The 16,230-nt window shown below is 62.7% G+C and carries 13 protein-coding genes; 2 read left to right on the top strand and 11 right to left on the bottom strand.

What is annotated here, in order from left to right:
* Positions 1–139: 139 nt before the first annotated feature.
* The 3 genes from ACODS4_RS20780 to ACODS4_RS20770 form a co-directional block, all read right to left on the bottom strand.
* Positions 140–964: a DUF2971 domain-containing protein gene (locus ACODS4_RS20780; protein WP_488867077.1), complete on the bottom strand. Its 825-nt coding sequence runs from the start codon at positions 962–964 to the stop codon at positions 140–142.
* 162 nt (positions 965–1,126) lie between these two features.
* Positions 1,127–2,182 (bottom strand): dihydroorotase, encoded by a 1,056-nt coding sequence (gene pyrC, locus ACODS4_RS20775; protein ID WP_488867075.1) that lies wholly within the window; start codon positions 2,180–2,182, stop codon positions 1,127–1,129.
* A gap of 210 nt (positions 2,183–2,392) precedes the next feature.
* Positions 2,393–2,911 (bottom strand): hypothetical protein, encoded by a 519-nt coding sequence (locus ACODS4_RS20770; protein ID WP_488867073.1) that lies wholly within the window; start codon positions 2,909–2,911, stop codon positions 2,393–2,395.
* A 204-nt stretch (positions 2,912–3,115) separates the two neighbouring features.
* Here ACODS4_RS20770 and hisS point away from each other — a divergent pair, with 204 nt between their 5' ends.
* Complete coding sequence (gene hisS / locus ACODS4_RS20765) at positions 3,116–4,465, top strand: histidine--tRNA ligase (RefSeq protein WP_488867071.1); 1,350 nt, start codon at positions 3,116–3,118, stop codon at positions 4,463–4,465.
* A gap of 42 nt (positions 4,466–4,507) precedes the next feature.
* Here the strand turns inward: hisS and ACODS4_RS20760 are convergent, their stop codons facing one another.
* Genes ACODS4_RS20760 through ACODS4_RS20750 form a run of 3 tightly spaced genes read right to left on the bottom strand, consistent with a single transcriptional unit; the run spans position 4,508 to position 7,824 of the window.
* Entirely contained in the window at positions 4,508–6,007 is a 1,500-nt protein-coding gene (locus ACODS4_RS20760) for a P-loop NTPase family protein (RefSeq protein ID WP_488867069.1), read from the bottom strand.
* Positions 6,007–7,350, bottom strand: coding sequence for a KGGVGR-motif variant AAA ATPase (locus tag ACODS4_RS20755; RefSeq protein ID WP_488867067.1), 1,344 nt, complete (start codon positions 7,348–7,350; stop codon positions 6,007–6,009). The genes ACODS4_RS20760 and ACODS4_RS20755 overlap by 1 nt, the downstream gene beginning before the upstream one ends.
* 12 nt (positions 7,351–7,362) lie before the next feature.
* Positions 7,363–7,824 carry a hypothetical protein gene (locus tag ACODS4_RS20750; RefSeq protein ID WP_488867065.1) on the bottom strand — a complete coding sequence of 154 codons (462 nt, stop codon included), beginning with the start codon at positions 7,822–7,824 and terminating at the stop codon, positions 7,363–7,365.
* Positions 7,825–7,983: 159 nt separating this feature from the next.
* Here ACODS4_RS20750 and ACODS4_RS20745 point away from each other — a divergent pair, with 159 nt between their 5' ends.
* On the top strand, positions 7,984–11,058 hold the full coding sequence (locus tag ACODS4_RS20745; RefSeq protein ID WP_488867063.1) for a transglycosylase domain-containing protein: 3,075 nt from the start codon (positions 7,984–7,986) through the stop codon (positions 11,056–11,058).
* A 23-nt stretch (positions 11,059–11,081) separates the two neighbouring features.
* Here the strand turns inward: ACODS4_RS20745 and ACODS4_RS20740 are convergent, their stop codons facing one another.
* The 5 genes from ACODS4_RS20740 to ACODS4_RS20720 all read right to left on the bottom strand — a co-directional run bounded on the left by ACODS4_RS20740 (position 11,082) and on the right by ACODS4_RS20720 (position 16,155).
* Complete coding sequence (locus ACODS4_RS20740; protein ID WP_488867061.1) at positions 11,082–11,918, bottom strand: amidohydrolase family protein; 837 nt, start codon at positions 11,916–11,918, stop codon at positions 11,082–11,084.
* A gap of 77 nt (positions 11,919–11,995) precedes the next feature.
* The gene (locus ACODS4_RS20735) at positions 11,996–13,228 is read right to left on the bottom strand and encodes an MFS transporter (protein WP_488867059.1); all 1,233 of its coding nucleotides are present in this window, start codon (positions 13,226–13,228) and stop codon (positions 11,996–11,998) included.
* Positions 13,229–13,377: 149 nt separating this feature from the next.
* A complete protein-coding gene (locus tag ACODS4_RS20730; protein WP_488867057.1) occupies positions 13,378–14,103 on the bottom strand; it encodes a GntR family transcriptional regulator in 726 nt (241 codons plus the stop codon).
* 104 nt (positions 14,104–14,207) lie between these two features.
* A complete protein-coding gene (locus ACODS4_RS20725) occupies positions 14,208–15,122 on the bottom strand; it encodes a GGDEF domain-containing response regulator (RefSeq protein WP_488867054.1) in 915 nt (304 codons plus the stop codon).
* Positions 15,123–15,273: 151 nt separating this feature from the next.
* A complete protein-coding gene (locus ACODS4_RS20720) occupies positions 15,274–16,155 on the bottom strand; it encodes a branched-chain amino acid aminotransferase (protein WP_488867052.1) in 882 nt (293 codons plus the stop codon).
* Positions 16,156–16,230 lie beyond the last annotated feature (75 nt).

Genomic DNA, 16,230 nt, shown 5'->3' with positions numbered 1-16,230 from the left:
CCCCCCCCCCCCCCCCCCCGCTTCACCACAATAAACGAAGATCACGGTAACGGCAGGCGAATGTGTTGTCTTGATAACTCAGACTTGGAAAAAATAATATGGACAAGAGAATGGATAAATTGACATATTCTAAAAATATCTAAATTGTTTTATCAAGAAATTCCTTCAAATATGCGCGATCATAAATTTCTGAACGAGTGATTCTGAAGCTTGACTCTGGAAGAATCGCTTTAACCGACTCACTAACACAATTAAGAAACCACGAATCCGACAGTGGACTCACAAAAATTTCATTTATGAAACTCAGTGACTCCACCTTAACTTTTGCTCCAAATTCAGTTACGTCATGAAGAAATTTTTTATCATTATAATCTTGAATGAAAAATCTATATTCTCTTTCATGCTCAAATGATTTTCGCTTGTATTTTTCTGGTAAGTGAGCGAAATATCTCGCATAGTTGCTAAAATCTATATATTCTATCTTGAGATGCGCAACGACTGTATTTTCTCTGTTAAAATTTCGGCAAAGCTCTCCAACCGTAGTTTTGATGCAAACAGAATTTTTGTGGTCTCCGTAAATTTTCCACATCGCTTCCGATTCATAGTCCGACATATGCCAACAATTAACAATCGTTGACGCTCTGGCATCCACATAATGTTTGATCGATGAAATTTTTTCCCTATCAATATCATTTTTGTCTGGAGGTCTCTTTGATTTTGCCCACGAATTCAGGTGAGCCTTTAATAGACTGGTATTCATCCGGTGATCGAATTCCTTTTTTGTAGGCATCCCCTCAAATGGATCTGAAAATTTATCCAGCCTCGAAAAATAAAAGGATTTTGTGAGAATCAAATCTATGAATTTCTCAAAACTCATGTATCTCCACAGAATCACATCAGGGGGTGCTGACTGAATCCACTCAGAAGAACCTGGTGATACAGAAGTGTTTCCAAGATCAACCATAACTGCCGCCGAGTGAATTCAAGATGATATTCATGAAACGCGCCTTCAAATCGCCATAAAATCAACCTCTGCAAGTATAATGGCCAAACCCATGAAAAAATGTTTAAACAACCGTCGAGACGCCCAAGACTCCAACAAGAGCGTCCCGACAGACCGTTGCAATCACGCCGCGCCGACGAAGCTCCAACGCAGGGTTTCGCCGCTGCGGAAGGGCAGCACAGCGTCGCCCTCGCTGATTAGGATCACGTCGGGAACCACGGTCGGGCGGCGTTCCAGAACCACACGCTCCTCGTTCGGCGGCAGGCCGTAGAAACGCGGGCCGTTCAGGCTGGCGAAGGCTTCCAGCTTGTCGAGCGCGCCCGCGTCCTCGAAGGCTTCGGCGTAGAGTTCCAGCGCGTTGGCGGCGGTGAAGCAACCGGCGCAGCCGCAGGCGGCCTCCTTGGCCGTCACCGTGTGGGGGGCGGTGTCGGTGCCCAGGAAGAAGGGCGCTTCGCCGGAGGTCGCGGCCTCCACCAGCGCCACGCGGTGCGATTCGCGCTTGGCGATGGGCAGGCAATAGAGGTGCGGGCGGATGCCGCCCTGGAAAATATGGCTGCGGTTGATGAGCAGATGATGCGCCGTGATGGTCGCGCCGATCCGCCCGCTGGCGGCGTGGGCGCGGACGAAGGCCACGGCGTCGGATGTGGTCACATGCTCCAACACCACGCGCAACGTCGGATGGCGGTCGAGCAGCGGGGCCAACGTCGAATCGATGAACGCCGCCTCGCGGTCGAAGATGTCCACGCTTTGGTCGGTGACTTCGCCATGGATCAACAGCGGCATGCCGATCTCGGCCATCCGCTCCAGCACCGGGGCGACGCGGTCGATGCTGGTGACGCCGTGGGCGCTGTTGGTGGTGGCGTTGGCCGGGTAGAGCTTGGCGGCGGCGAACACCCCGTCCTCGAATCCGCGCGCCAGATCCTCGGCGTCGGTTCCGTCGGTCAGATAGGCGGTCATCAGCGGCGTGAAGGCCACGCCGTCGGGCAGCGCCGCGCGGATGCGGTCGCGGTAGGCGGCGGCGTCCGCCGCGTGGGTGGCGGGCGGCTTCAGGTTCGGCATGACGATGGCGCGACCGAACTGGCGGGCGGTGAAGGGCAACACCGCCTTCAGCATCGCCCCGTCGCGCAGATGGACATGCCAATCGTCGGGACGGCGGATCACAAGTCGGTCGAGGGTCATGGCGGTTCCCGGCGCTGGCGTTGGGGCGAAAACAGGGCGTTGGATGACGTTCTATCGCCATCGCGGCCCCGGCTCAACGCTTGCGGGGAAAAAGGATCGGGTCTCTGGGATGCCCTCTGGGGATCGGCGCGCTCCTGGCCCTCCTGCCGGCGTGGGAGGGTCGGAACGGGGGCCGCCCGTCAGGCAGGCCGCTTTACAACGGGCGCGCGGTCACTTGACGCCGAGGATGGCGTCGATCTTGGCCGCCTGTTCGGGCGTCACCGGCTTGCCGCCGATGGCGGCGAGATGCTGGCGGGCCTCGGTCACGGCCTTGGTCTTGGCGGCGGGATCGGTCAAAGCGGTCGCTGCCTGGATTTGGCTGTGATACTTGGTCAACTGGCTGGTCAACGAGTCCGACGGCTTCGCGCCCAACTCCTTGGCCACGGCGCTGACTTGGGTCTTGCTGATCTCCACCGACTTGGCGGTCGAGGCGATCTGGACAACGGCGGACTTGGCCGGAGCCTGGACAGAGGTTTGGGTGGCGCCCGGCGCGGCCTGGATCGGAGCGGATTTCAGAACCGGCGCGGCGGTCGGGCTGGTGGCGGTCGGCGCGGCGCTGGGGCCGGTCGCCGTCGGTTCGACCTGGGCCGCCGAAGCCGATCCGACGGCCAGACCCGCCGCCAACAAACCGACAAACGCCAAGGTGGAAACAGACGAACGAACGCGCGCGCCAAAGACGGTGCCAGACATGTGTGTTCTCCTGTTGGAAGAGCGATCCGCGCTGTTGGGATCGTGCTTAGGTGAACGTCGGCGCGCCGATTTTCCTTCCACGCTTTTTCCAAAAAAATCGGGCCGCTCGAAAAATTTCCCCGCGCAGGTGACGGCGCGGGCGAAAGGGTCTAGAAAATCCCCAGTTTTCGCCTGTCACCTTTCCCGCCAGACCGGATCCCGTCGATGAGCCTGATTACGCCCCGCACCCCGCCCGGAACGATGGAACTGTTGCCGCGCCATCAGGTGGCGTTCCAGCGCCTGCTGGACACCATCCGCCGTGGTTACGAGCGGTTCGGCTTCCTTCCCGTCGAAACCCCGGTGTTCGAGACGGTGGAGACCCTGCTGACCAAATCGGGCGGCGAAACGGAAAAGCAGGTCTATTTCGTCCAGTCCACCGGCGCGATCCAACAGGGCAACAAGCCGGAAATGGCGCTGCGCTTCGATCTGACGGTGCCGCTGGCCCGTTACGTGGCGGAGCATGAGCGCGATCTGGCCTTTCCCTTCCGCCGCTATCAGATCCAGCGGGTCTATCGCGGCGAGCGGGCGCAGCGCGGGCGCTTCCGCGAATTCTACCAGTGCGACATCGACGTGATCGGCAAGGACAGCCTGTCGCCGCAATATGACGCGGAGATCCCGGCGGTCATCCACCATGTCTTCACCGAACTGAATTTCGGCGGCTTCACCATCAACGTGAACAACCGCAAGGTTCTGTTGGGCCTGCTCGACGGGTTGGGCGTGAGTGAGGCCGACGCCCGCGTGCTGGTGCTGCGCGAAATCGACAAGCTCGACAAGATTGGGCGCGACAAGGTGCGCGACAGCCTGATCGGGTTGGGCATGGCCGACACGGCGGCGGACACCATCCTGTCGCTGATCGACGCCAAGGGAAGCAACGCCGACACCCTGGCCGCGCTGAACGCGTTGGGCATCGACAACGACACCTTCCGCCAGGGCGTGGCCGAACTGACCACCGTCATCGACGGCCTGCGCGCCTTCCAGGTGCCCGACGACGCGGTGCGCATCAATCTGGCCATCGCGCGCGGCCTGGATTACTACACCGGCACGGTCTACGAGACCTTCCTGAACGACCATCCCGGCATCGGCTCGGTCTGTTCGGGCGGGCGCTACGACAATCTGGCCAGCCACTACACCAAATCGAAGCTGCCCGGCGTCGGCATCTCCATCGGCGCCACCCGTCTCTTCTACCAGTTGATGGAGGCCGGTCTCATCAAAGACGGCGCGCCGACCGCGCAGGTGCTGGTGACGCAGATGGATCCCAGCCTGTCGGCGGATTACTTCCGCATCGCGTCCGATCTGCGGGCGGCGGGGATCAACACGGAAATCCAACTGGACGGCGGCAAGCTCGCCAAACAGATGAAATACGCCGACCGCACCGGCATCCCGGTCGCCGTCCTGATGGGATCGGACGAAAAGGCGCGCGGCACGGCGACGCTGAAGCACCTGATCCGAGGCGAACAGATCGAAGTGCCGCTGGACGAGCTGGCGACGCGGGCCAAGGCGTTGCTGGAGGGGTAATGGATTGGGCGATGCGGCACGACACCCGCATCGCCCGTCAAGTTACAAGCGTTTCCGCTGCTGGGGCGTCACGCCACCACGTCGGCGGATCCCCGCGCGGATGCGAAAAATGTCCGGGACATCAATCTTGCCATTGGTCCGAACATCGAGAACGCCGATTTCATAGAGCAGTGTCAACAATGCGTCCTCACCTCCACTGTCCATGCTCGGTTTGCCGACGACCAAATCGAGTGGAGCCTTGCTGCCCGAATGTTTGCTGATGATCTTCTGCACCACACCGGCAGCCCGCCATGTTTCCAGCACATCCTGTTTTGGAGCCGGAACTTGAGAATCCCGCAACGGCTCCAAGGCTTCCGTGACCCATGGATAGTCTTCCTCAATTTGCGTCAGCCGGTTTTCGGAAGCGGCGCGCACCCCTTCCTTGATGTCGTTGAAATCAATGGCGGACGCGGACGGAGCGGAGTTCTGATCGGCCGCTGTTTTGAAAAGCTTCAGAAAACTGCGCGGCGTCACCTCGCCGCGTGAATCGCTGAGGTGAACAGGAATCCACGTGTACGGCGCTCCGCGCTGCTTGCCCCTTCCCATTGCCTCCCCAGCGATACACACGAGAACGTCACGCTGCTTTTCTTCGCTGGTAAGAAGAACAAGAGGAAAAGGGTACAATTGGTGAACAAAGTCCCATGCAACTCGGCATGAATTTGAAATGAATTTGAACGCTTCCGATGACTGGCTGCTTCTCAACAATTCAAAGAACAGAAGCGCGTACAGATCGATAGCTTTCCACTGCAACGCAACGGCTTCGCCTCTGCTTTTTGAGCCGTCTGGAAATTGGAAAAGACTTTTGTTTTCGTATTGATCCAATCTCATAAAAATTTTAAGTCGAATATGGCTGTAACTCTTCATCGCCAACGCGGTTTGCAGAAGCCCACGAGTCAGATCATTGATCCGTGTCCAGTCCTCGGCCAACTGCTCCAACTGATCGAACAGGATCAGGATCCGCGCGTCACCCCGTCGGCTCAGCACCGCATCAGCGTCACGAAACAGAGTCTGCTGCTCGTCCGGGTTGTCACGAATCCAGTCCACGAGATCGGCGAACCGTGACGGAAGATCGCGTTCCAACACTGGCGCCAGCGCTCGGAGGATCACCGCCCGCCAAATCAAGACCGTGGGCGTATCAGCCCGAACGCTGGCGATTTGCGCGGCGGACACCAACGCGTCACCCGCCGCTTCCGTGCCGGAAAATCCAAAGCGCGCTGTTACGCCCTCCAATCTCACCTGATAACGCGAGGAGAAACCACCATACGCCTCGTTGATGGCCTGGCGCCCTTCTGCTCCGGCAAGGGCGCTGGCCCAGAAACTCTTGCCAACTCCGCGATTGCCGACGACCAGCGTCACATCGGGATCAAGGGCCTTGGCATGACGCAGCGGAAAGAAAATCTGCTCGGGAGCCACCGGCCGCCCGGCGACATGATGCGCCAACTCGGGAAGCCCCGACAAACCGGCACGAATCGCGGCCAGAACTTCCGACGACACATCCACCATCACGCAGCCTCTTCCCGCGACAGCCCCAACAACGCCCAGGCTCTTTTCAAGAAGGCCCCATACGGTCCCTCATAGACATCGGGGTCCAGGCGTGTCCGATCCGCAAATGGGTCAAACGCGCTGTAGTCCGTGCTGTACCGCACCGCCACCGCGTCGTGCGGCACCTCAATCCCCTGTTGAGCCACCGAAAAATTGAAATCCGCCAACTCGGTGGTGTCGTCGTCGTTCAAACGCTCCGCATCATACAGAAACTCGGCGCACAGGTCATAAAGCCTATCGCGAAATTCCGAACGATGAGCGGCGGCACTGGGCGCTTTTGCCTGGACGAAGGACAGCCGCTCGCGCCAATCGTCGAACACGGCGTGGTTGGCGCCAAAGCAATGCAGCAGATGGGCAAACTGATACCGATAGCCGCGAAAAGTCTGCGGCTGATCGACGCCAAAAAATAGAATCCGCGCGCCCAACGCCAAAATGGCCGGAGCGCTCGATTCGGCGAGGCCGGCCCGCGCGTCGATCAACACGGCGTCGTAATTCCCATGGCGGACAAAGTGATCGACCATCTCCCGCACCTGTTGGGCAAAGGATATGGTTCCGGCGCCGCCGCTGTCCTCGACCACGGCGCGGGACAGCTTGGCGAGCATGGAGGCCGGATGCTCGTCGGTGACGCGACCGACCACCGGAATCACATGAATGAATCCGTCGGCAAAGGGGCTGACCCCGATGAAGTCATACAAATCACCGTCCTCGACTCCGCCGAGACCGTTTTCCACCAGATAATCCAACACCCCATATTTGGGACGCCGGTCCCTGGCCAAATCCTCCGACTCCTCAAGCAGCATGAAGCCGATGCCCGGCGCCTCCAGATCCAGATCAATGACCAGCGCCTTGCGGCCTCGGGCGGCGAGATCAGCCGCGAGAACCGCCAGAGCGGTGGAGCGACCGACGCCGCCCTTCAAGGAACTGAACACCAAACGCGGCGGCCCCGACTCCGGCGCGGGGGTTGGAGCGGTCAGCCAATCAGCGCCGACAAACCGGCGGTCGATGTAACGGATCTCACGGGAGCCGGATGGAAGCGGGACCGACACGGTCAGCGCCGATGAATCGTTGACCAGCGCCTTCGCCATGCGGCCACCGACAACCGGCTGAACCGACGCATAGGGACCGAGCGCGGATTGAACCGCGCCCGTCAGGGTTTTGACCACAACCGCCGACAGAGACTCGCGCGCCACGGTCAGACGCCCGACGCCGTCCCGCAGAAACACCGTATCGGCGTCCAGCGGAACCCCGGTCGCCGTCAACGCCTCGACCAGTCGAGGGAGACTGTCGTCAAAACGAATGGTCATCGTCAGCCCCTGTCAGAGCAGTTTAATGAGCTTGTTCAGCAAGGCGCCAGCATCGTTTCCCCACCGCTGGCAATCACCCACCGCAACCGGCGTGCAACCATCATCGGCGTAACGAATGTCAATGCGCCAGCCTTGAAATCGATTGGCGAATGTCGGATCGCTTACGACCGCATTCAACGCCGCGCCATGCCGCCCCGAAGCATTCCTCTGGACATCGCCAATCATGTGCTGAAGCGAATTGGTCAAATTTGGCAAATGCTTGCCCATCGGCGTGTTTCCTCGCTTTTGCCCCGCAAGCTGCCACGCCGCCCACACGCCAGCCTGCATCAGCGCATGCTTCAGCGCGTTCTCGCCGACCAAACCGTAATGATAGGCGGCATCGTCTGTTTCCCCTTCCCGCTCCAGAAGCTCAGCAACCTGATAATGACGCACAGCGGCTCGATCATACTGCTCCACCACAGAAACCTCACCCACGGTCGGCGCTCATTTCGCATAGCATGGTTGCCGGGAGGCGCGCCACCAACAGCGGGGGCAACCGCATCAATCCTCCATTAAAGCCTTTATTAACCAAAACATCCCTACCCTCCGGCACTATAATCGGGCGGTCAACCATGCACAGGGTGTGAAGCCGGAATGGCGCAGGGGCGGGCGTTGGCGTGGACGCGGCGGGTCGCGTTGGGGGCGGCCCTGTTGGGGACCGCCGCCGCCGTGGGATTCGCCGCGCGGGAGGAAATGCTGACCTCCCGACTTCAGGCCCGGCTTCTGACTCCGCTGGCGCAATCCATGGGCTTTTCTCTGCGCGAGGGGCCGAACCCCGCCGCGCGTTACCCCACCCAAGGCCCCTACAACGAACGGTTCGGCTACAGCGCCCTGCCCGGCCAGTTGCGGGCGCTGGTCGGCGACCCGTCCGGTCCGCTTTACACCATTGAATCGCAGGCGGTTTTGTCCCCGGCGCTGGACCGTTTCATGGCGGGCGGCGGCTTTCCCATCTACCACGAGAAAACCCAGGCCGGGCTGACCTTGCTGGACCGCAACGGCCATGTCATGCACAGCGCCCGTTACCCCGAACGGGTCTTCGCCCGGTTCGAGGATGTGCCGCCGCTGGTCGCCGACACCCTGCTGTTCATTGAAAACCGCGAGTTGCTGCGCGCCGACGCGCCCCGCCGCAACCCGGCGGTGGAGTGGGACCGCTTCGCCGGGGCCATCGCCATGCTGCCGTTGCAGGCACTGCGGGGCGGCCAGCGTTCGCCCGGCGGCTCGACCCTGGCGACCCAGATTGAGAAATACCGCCATTCGCCCGACGGCCAAACCAGCGGCGGGGTGGAAAAGCTGCGCCAGATGGCCTCGGCCAGCGTCCGCGCCTATCAGGACGGCGAGGACACCGGCGAGGCGAGGCGGCGCATTCTGGTGGATTACCTGAACTCCACCCCGCTGACCGCGCGGGCTGGTTTCGGCGAGGTCAACGGGCTGGGCGATGGGCTGTGGGCGTGGTTCGGCACCGATCTGACCATCGCCCAACGGGTGTTGAGCGAGCCGACGCCCACCGACGCCGCCAACGACCCAATGGACCCCCGACCGCTGCAACTGAAGGCGCTGGCCTACAAACAGGTGCTGGCGCTGCTGCTGGCCCAGCGCCGCCCGTCCTATTATCTGATCCAGGACCGCGCCGCGCTCGACCGGCTGGCCGACAGCCATTTGCGCGTGCTGGCCCAGGCCGGGGTGATCGACGAGGCGTTGCGCGACGCCGCGCTCGCCCTGCCGTTGGCCTTCCGCGAGGAGCCGCCCGCCCCGCCCTACTCCTCCTTCATCGAGCAGAAGGCGACCAACGCCATCCGCGCCAAACTGTTGAGCATGCTGGGGGTTCCAAGCCTCTACCAGCTCGACCGGCTGGATCTGACCGCGCGGTCGACGCTGGACGCCCCCACCCAACAGCGGGTGGTGGAGGTGCTGGGCAAGCTGAACGACCCGGCCTACGCCCAAACGCTGGGACTGACCGGCGAACGGCTGCTCGACGCCAAGAACAACGACCTGTCCAAGATCATCTATTCGGTCACGCTGTACGAACGCGGGCCGGAGGCGAATTACCTGCGGGTGCAGGCGGACAATCTCGACCAGCCCCTGGACATCAACGAGGGGGCGAAGCTCGATCTCGGCTCCACCGCCAAGCTGCGCACCTTGATTACCTATCTGGAAATCATCGCCGAACTGCACGACCGCTACGCCCATCTGCCCAAAGACGCGCTGGACGACGTGGCGGAAGAGGCGTCCGACCCGCTGACCCAATGGACGGTGGAATGGCTGGCGGCGGCGTCCGACCGGGGGTTGCCCGGCCTGCTGGCGGCGGCGATGGAGCGGCGCTATTCCGCCAACCCCGGCGAGGTGTTCTTCACCGGCGGCGGCCAGCACGCCTTCGTGAATTTCAACAAGGACGACAACCACCGGATCATGCCGATCCAGGAGGCCTTGCGGAACAGCGTCAACCTGCCCTTCATCCGGCTGATGCGCGACGTCGTGCAGTTTTACATGGCCGAGGGCGGCGACGACAGCGACGACATCCTGCACGATCCCAGCCACCCGGCCCGGCAAGCCTATCTGGCGCGCTTCGCCGACAAGGAGGGGACGGATTTCCTCAACCGCTTCTACAACAATTACCGCAAGCGCAGCCCGGACGAGGCGTTGAGCCTGTTGGCCAGCCGCGTCCGGCCAGCGCCGCACCGGCTGGCGGTGATCTTCCGCGCCGCAAGGCCCGCAGCGGGGCTGGGCGAATTCGCCGCCTTCCTGCGCGCCCGCCTGCCCGGAACAAGCTTGAGCGACCGTGACGTCGGCCTGCTTTACGCCAAATATGGACCAGACAAGTTCCCGCTGAGCGATCTGGGCTATCTCGCCCGCGTCCATCCGCTGGAACTGTGGATGGTCGCCTATCTGCAACAGAACCCGACGGCCAAGCGCGCCGACGCGCTGGACGCCAGCGCCATCGTGCGCCAGGACAGTTACCGATGGCTGTTCAAAAAGGGGCAGGCGGCGCAGAACAGCCGCATCCGCATTGGGCTGGAATCCGACGCCTTCCAACGCATCACCGAGCAATGGCGCAGCGTCGGCTATCCGTTCGAGACGCTGGTCCCCTCGCTCGCCACCGCCATCGGCAGTTCCGCCGACCGCCCGGCGGCGCTGGCCGAACTGGTCGGGCTGCTGCTGAACGACGGGCTGCGTCAACCGACGGTCCGCGTCACCTCCCTGCGTTTCGCCGCCGACACGCCCTATGAGGCCAAGGTCGGGTTGGGGCCGCTGGTCGGAAAGCGCGTGCTGCGCCCCGAAGTCTGCGCCACCGCGCGCCGCGCCCTGATGGACGTGGCGCAGAACGGCACGGCGCGGCGGGTCTGGGGGGCTTTCAAGGATTCGACCGGCGCGCCAATTCCAATGGGCGGCAAGACCGGAACCGGCGACCATCGCCTCGACCGTTGGGGACCGGGCGGCGTTTTGTTGGAATCCAAGGCGGTGAACCGGACGGCGACCTTCGTCTTTTACATCGGCGACCGCTTTTTTGGCACGATGACGGCCTTTGTCCACGGCCCGGACTCCAATCAATACCGTTTCACCAGCTCCCTGCCCGCTCAATTGCTGAAAAGCATCGCCCCCGCCTTGCAGCCCCTGATCGAACAGAACGCCACCCGCACGGCGGACAAGGACCGGACGCCGACGGGTCTGTAAAGACGGATCGGTCGCGCCTCCGGTCAAAAACCAAACAATTGGCTCGGCGTGTCGCGCAGAACGACCAGCCGATCCGCCGCATCCGGAATCCAGCGCTCCAACTCGATCAACGCCGCCGCTGGTGTGGCGACCGTCTCGAACTGTGTGTGGGGCCAATCACTGCCCCACAACAGACGGTCCAAACCAAAAGCATCCAGCAGACGCGGCGCCGCCGACGCCGCGACGACGCCCCCGTTGGCTCCCAGGCGATAGGCGCCGGACAGCTTCACCCAGACATTCCGGGTCGGGCCGACCTCCAGCAAGCTGCGGAACCCGGGATCCTCGACTCCGAAACGGGCGTCCGGCCTGCCGAAATGGTCGATCACCAGCCGCGCCCCCGACCGAAGCAAGGGCGGCAGCAGCGCGGGAAGGCGCCCAGCCTCGCACTGCACCTCAATCTGCCAATCCCTTGCGGCGATCCGGGCCAGATGCGCGCGCCAATCGACGCCGTCAAAGTCCGGATCCGGTCGCCCGATCAAATTGAGTCGGATTCCAACCACGCCGCCCCGTTCAAGCGCGGACAACGCGCTGTCCGAAACGCCGACCGGAACAACGGCGACGCCCCGCAAGCGGCGCGGCGCGGCGGCCAACGCCGCGAGGAGGTAGCCGTTGTCCGTCCCCAGAAAGCTTGGCTGCACAAGAACCCCGCCCCGCAGTCCATTGCCGTCCAGGAGAGCAAGATAGTCGGCAATGGTCGCGTCATACTCAACCGAGTAGCGGCGTTGGCTCGCCAGCGTCAGATCGCGGGTGAACACATGAGCATGGCAGTCAATGGGCAGCGTAACCTCCTTGGCGAGCGTGACCGCGCCACCGGCCCTCAACGAGAGAGCGGCGCTTGTGACAGAGTGGGAACGGAAGTGACGGCGGGCGTCACAGTGAAAGCCCGCCGTCGATTGTGTCACGCGGCGGCGTTCAGCGCCTTGCCGCGCGTTTCCGGCAGCAGCAAAACCGCCAGCAAAACCAGCGCATACGCCAACCCGGCGTCAATGCCGATTGCGGTTCCCAACGGCATGGATCCGCTCATGTGACCGATCAAAGCGGGCAACCCCGCCGCGATGATCCGACCAAAATTGTAGCAGAACCCCACGCCCGACCCACGGGTGCCGCTGGGGTACAGCTCGTTGAACAGGGTTCCCATGCTGGCCGGGATCCCCGCCGCGCAGAAGCCAAGCGGAAAGCCAAGCGCCAGCATCAGCGTCTGATTGATGGGGACCAGCAGATAGAGGATCGTGATGGAGATGCAGCCGATGGCGAACAGCGCGACCGTGACCCGCCGCCCGATCCGATCCAGCAGATGCCCGGCGGTCAGGCAGCCAACTCCGAACGCCACAATGATGACGGCCAGATAAAGGCCAGTCCCCATCACCGACAACTGACGCTCCGTCTTCAGATAAGTCGGCAGCCAGGTGAACAGCCCGTAATAACCGCCATGGGCGCCCAGACCGAACAGACCGCCAATCAGCGTCACCCGCAACGTGTCCGGGGCGAAAATGCCGAACAGCGCTTGGCGGTAGCTGATTTTTTCTTTCGCCGCCGCCGCATGAACCGGCTCCGGCACCGAACGCCGCACATACAGGATCATCAAGGCGGGCAACAGGCCGATGGCGAACATGACGCGCCACGCCATTTCTGACGGCAACAGGGAAAAGGCGGCGGTGTACAGCAGAACGGCGGCGCCCCAGCCAACCGCCCAACCGCTTTGAACGGTTCCCAGCGCCTTGCCCCTGTGCTCCGGGCGGATGATCTCTCCAATCAACACCGCCCCGGCGGCCCACTCGGCGCCAAAGCCCAACCCCTGCAAACCTTTCAGCACCAAAAGTTGTTCATAATTCTGGCTGAACGCCGCCGCGAAGGTCGCCAGCGCAAACCACAGAATGGCCACCTGCAAGGTTGCGACCCGACCAATCCGATCCGCCAACGCGCCGCCCAACCAGCCGCCCATCGCCGAGGTCACGAGGCTGACCCCCGCGATCAGCCCGGCGTCGGTCTTGCTGACTCCCCACCCGGCGATCAGCGCCGGAATGACCAACGTGAACATCTGCATGTCCATCGCGTCCAGCGCCCAGCCGCCAAAGCAGGCCCAAACGGTGCGCCGCTCGACGGAACTCCCCTGCCGATACCATGAAAACATTCCGGTTGTCCTCCCCCGCCTCGACATTCATGCAGTCATTTATATGACTATAGGGCCGTATGACTGTTCGCGTGTCAAGCGCTCTGTAAGGAGGTCCAACAGTTCGCGGGCCGACCGATGCCGGAGAAACCGGGCGGCCTGATCCCCAATCAGCGAATGTCGATTTTGTAACGGAAGGTCGCGGCGGGGGCTTGCGTGCGCCGCCATTCCAGAGCCGCCCCGTCAAAGCCAAAGGCCAGCCGTTCAATCACCACAACCGGCGCGCCTTCCGCCAACCGCAAAGACTCCGCATCCTCCGTCGCCACCGGCTCGACGGTCAGGATTTCTTCAGCGGACGCAATGATCTGGCCGCACCACCGTTCATAGGCGGGATACAGCAAAGGACCGATTTCCGCCTCGTCCAGGGTCAGCATCGGCTCGAACCGAACCTGTGGCAGCCAGATATGTTCGGCCAGAACCGGCTCGCCCTTGGCCAGCCGCAACCGATTGAAGTGTATGACCGGGGCGCCGACCACCAAGCCCAACCGTTCGGCCACGACCGGCGGCGCGACAAGGGCCTCCCGCCGCAGAATCCGGCTGTCGGGAATCTCCTGCCCGTCGTCAGCCCCGCGCTGTCGCAGGAAACGCAGCAAAGAGTTGCCGAAGCTGGGCCGCCGGACATAGGTTCCGCGCCCTTGGCGCCGCTCCAGAAGCCCATCGGCCACCAGCAGGTCAATCGCCTTGCGCACCGTGCCGACGGCGACGCCATGGGTCTCCGACAACTCCGCCTCGGTCGGGATGGCGTCGCCCAACCGCCAGCGATGGTTGGCGATGTCGGCGGCGATCACATCCCGCAGCCACTGGTAACGCGGCAAGCGGCTGTCAATGACACTCATGCCCGAATCCATCTGCAATCATACAGATGTCCAGATAAGCAAGGAGGCGCGGGCGGTCAAGTCAACGACGCCAACCCGGCAAAGGCGCCAGCCCGGCAAAGGCGTCATCCCGCCAGCGAGCGCGGCAGGGCGATGGACGGCTCCATCTCCACCCGGTTGCGCCCGCCGTTCTTGGCGCGGTAGAGCGCGGCGTCGGCGCGGGCCAAAAGCTGTTCGACCCCGCGATCCGTCGGCGTCATCCAGGCCAAGCCGATGCTGACCGTCAAGCGCAACTCGCCGCCCGTTTCCAGGGGCAGCGACGAGTCGGCGATCCGTTCGCGCACCCGCTGGGCGGCGGTGAAGGCGTTGACCGGCGGGGTTTCCGGCATGACGACGGCGAACTCCTCGCCGCCCAAGCGGCCAACGATGTCGCAGGCCCGCAAGGACGCCTTGCAGCAACGCACCGTCATCTTGATGGCCTCGTCGCCGGTGGCGTGGCCGTGGGTATCGTTCACCTTCTTGAAATGGTCGATGTCGAGCATCACCACGGACAAGGGGCGTTCGTAACGGCGTGAACGGGCGAACTCCTCCGCGCCGCGCTCCAGGCAGCGTCGGCGGTTCAGCGCGCCGGTCAGCGCGTCGGTGGTCGCCAGCCGTTCCAGGTCGCGCTGCATCGCCACGACCCGCGACGCCGCCAGCAGCCGCGCCGCCGTCCATTTCCAATCCAGCGGTTTGCGGAGGAACTCGTCCGCCCCAGCCTCCACCAACTCGTGGAACTGCTCGGTCATGCTGCCGGGAATCATCAAAATCAGATAGAGGTGCCGCAACCCCTGGGCGGTGCGCAAATGCCAGCAGAGTTCAATGCCGGTCATGTCCTTCAGCTTGATGTCGGCCATGACCACATCGAACCGTTCCTGCGCCACCGCCTCAATCGCCTGAGCGCCGTTGGTCGCAATGCTGGTGCTGTAGCCGAGCTTGTTCAGCTCGTACACCATCATGTTCTGGTGATGTGGTGAATCGTCAACAATCAGAATGCGCAAAGCCGATGCTCCCGGCGGCAACGCCACTGTTTATGGAGCATGATGCAAGGGTGTGCAAATGCCGTTAACGTCGAAGACACGTTCTTCCTAATTTTCCGCAGCTTCAAACGCAGGAGAGGAGCGTCTCCACTCCCCTCCGTCCGCCATCCGGTCAGACGCCCGCCGTCCGCACCAGTTCGTCATAATCGGCGATCATCGCCGCGCAGACCGGACCGGGGGTGAAGCGGTGCGCGCCGATCTCGCCCACCGGGGTGACTTCCGCCGCCGTGCCGACCAGAAACACCTCTTGCGCCTTGGCCAGATCCTCCGGCGGAATGCGGCGTTCAATCACGGCAAGGCCGCGCGCGCGGGCCAAATCCATGATGGTCCGCCGGGTGATGCCGTCGAGGAAGCCGTCGGGAATTGGCGTGTGCAGAGCGCCGTCGATCACCAGGAACAGGTTGGCCCCGGTCGCCTCGGCCAGAAAGCCGCGATGGTCGAGCATCAGCGCGTCCTGGAACCCCTCGGCTTCCGCCTGATGCTTGGACAGGGTGCCGATCATGTACAGCCCGGCCGCCTTGGAGGCGGTCGGCGCGCTGTCCGGCGACGGGCGGCGCCAGGGCGCCCAGGCCAGCCGGATCCCCTTCATCTTCGCCTCGGCGCTGAAATAGCTGGGCCATTGCCAGACGGCGATGGCGAGATGAATGCGGCTGGCCTGCGCCGACACGCCCATCACCTCGCTGCCGCGCCACGCGACCGGACGGACATAGGCGTCGGCGAAGCCCATCGCCGCGACGGTTTGCCGAGTCGCCTCGTCGATTTCCGCCACCGAATAAGGAATGGCGAACCCCAGCAGACGGGCGGAATTGACCAGCCGCTCGCTGTGTTCGGTCAGCTTGAAAACCCGTCCGTTGTAAGCGCGCTCGCCCTCGAACACGCTGCTGGCGTAATGAAGGCCGTGAGTCAGGACGTGGATCTTGGCCTCCCGCCACGGCGTCAACGCGCCGTCGAACCAGATGAAGCCGTCGCGATCGTCAAAGGGCAGAATGGACATGGTGATTCCCCGAAGCTCCAGGCGCGCCCGTCCCTTGGCAAAAGCCGACCCATGGGCGCGACAAAGGGTTGCCGC

Source organism: Azospirillum sp. FG154 (genome assembly GCF_057809575.1).
This window is presented reverse-complemented; position numbering and strand designations above follow the sequence as displayed.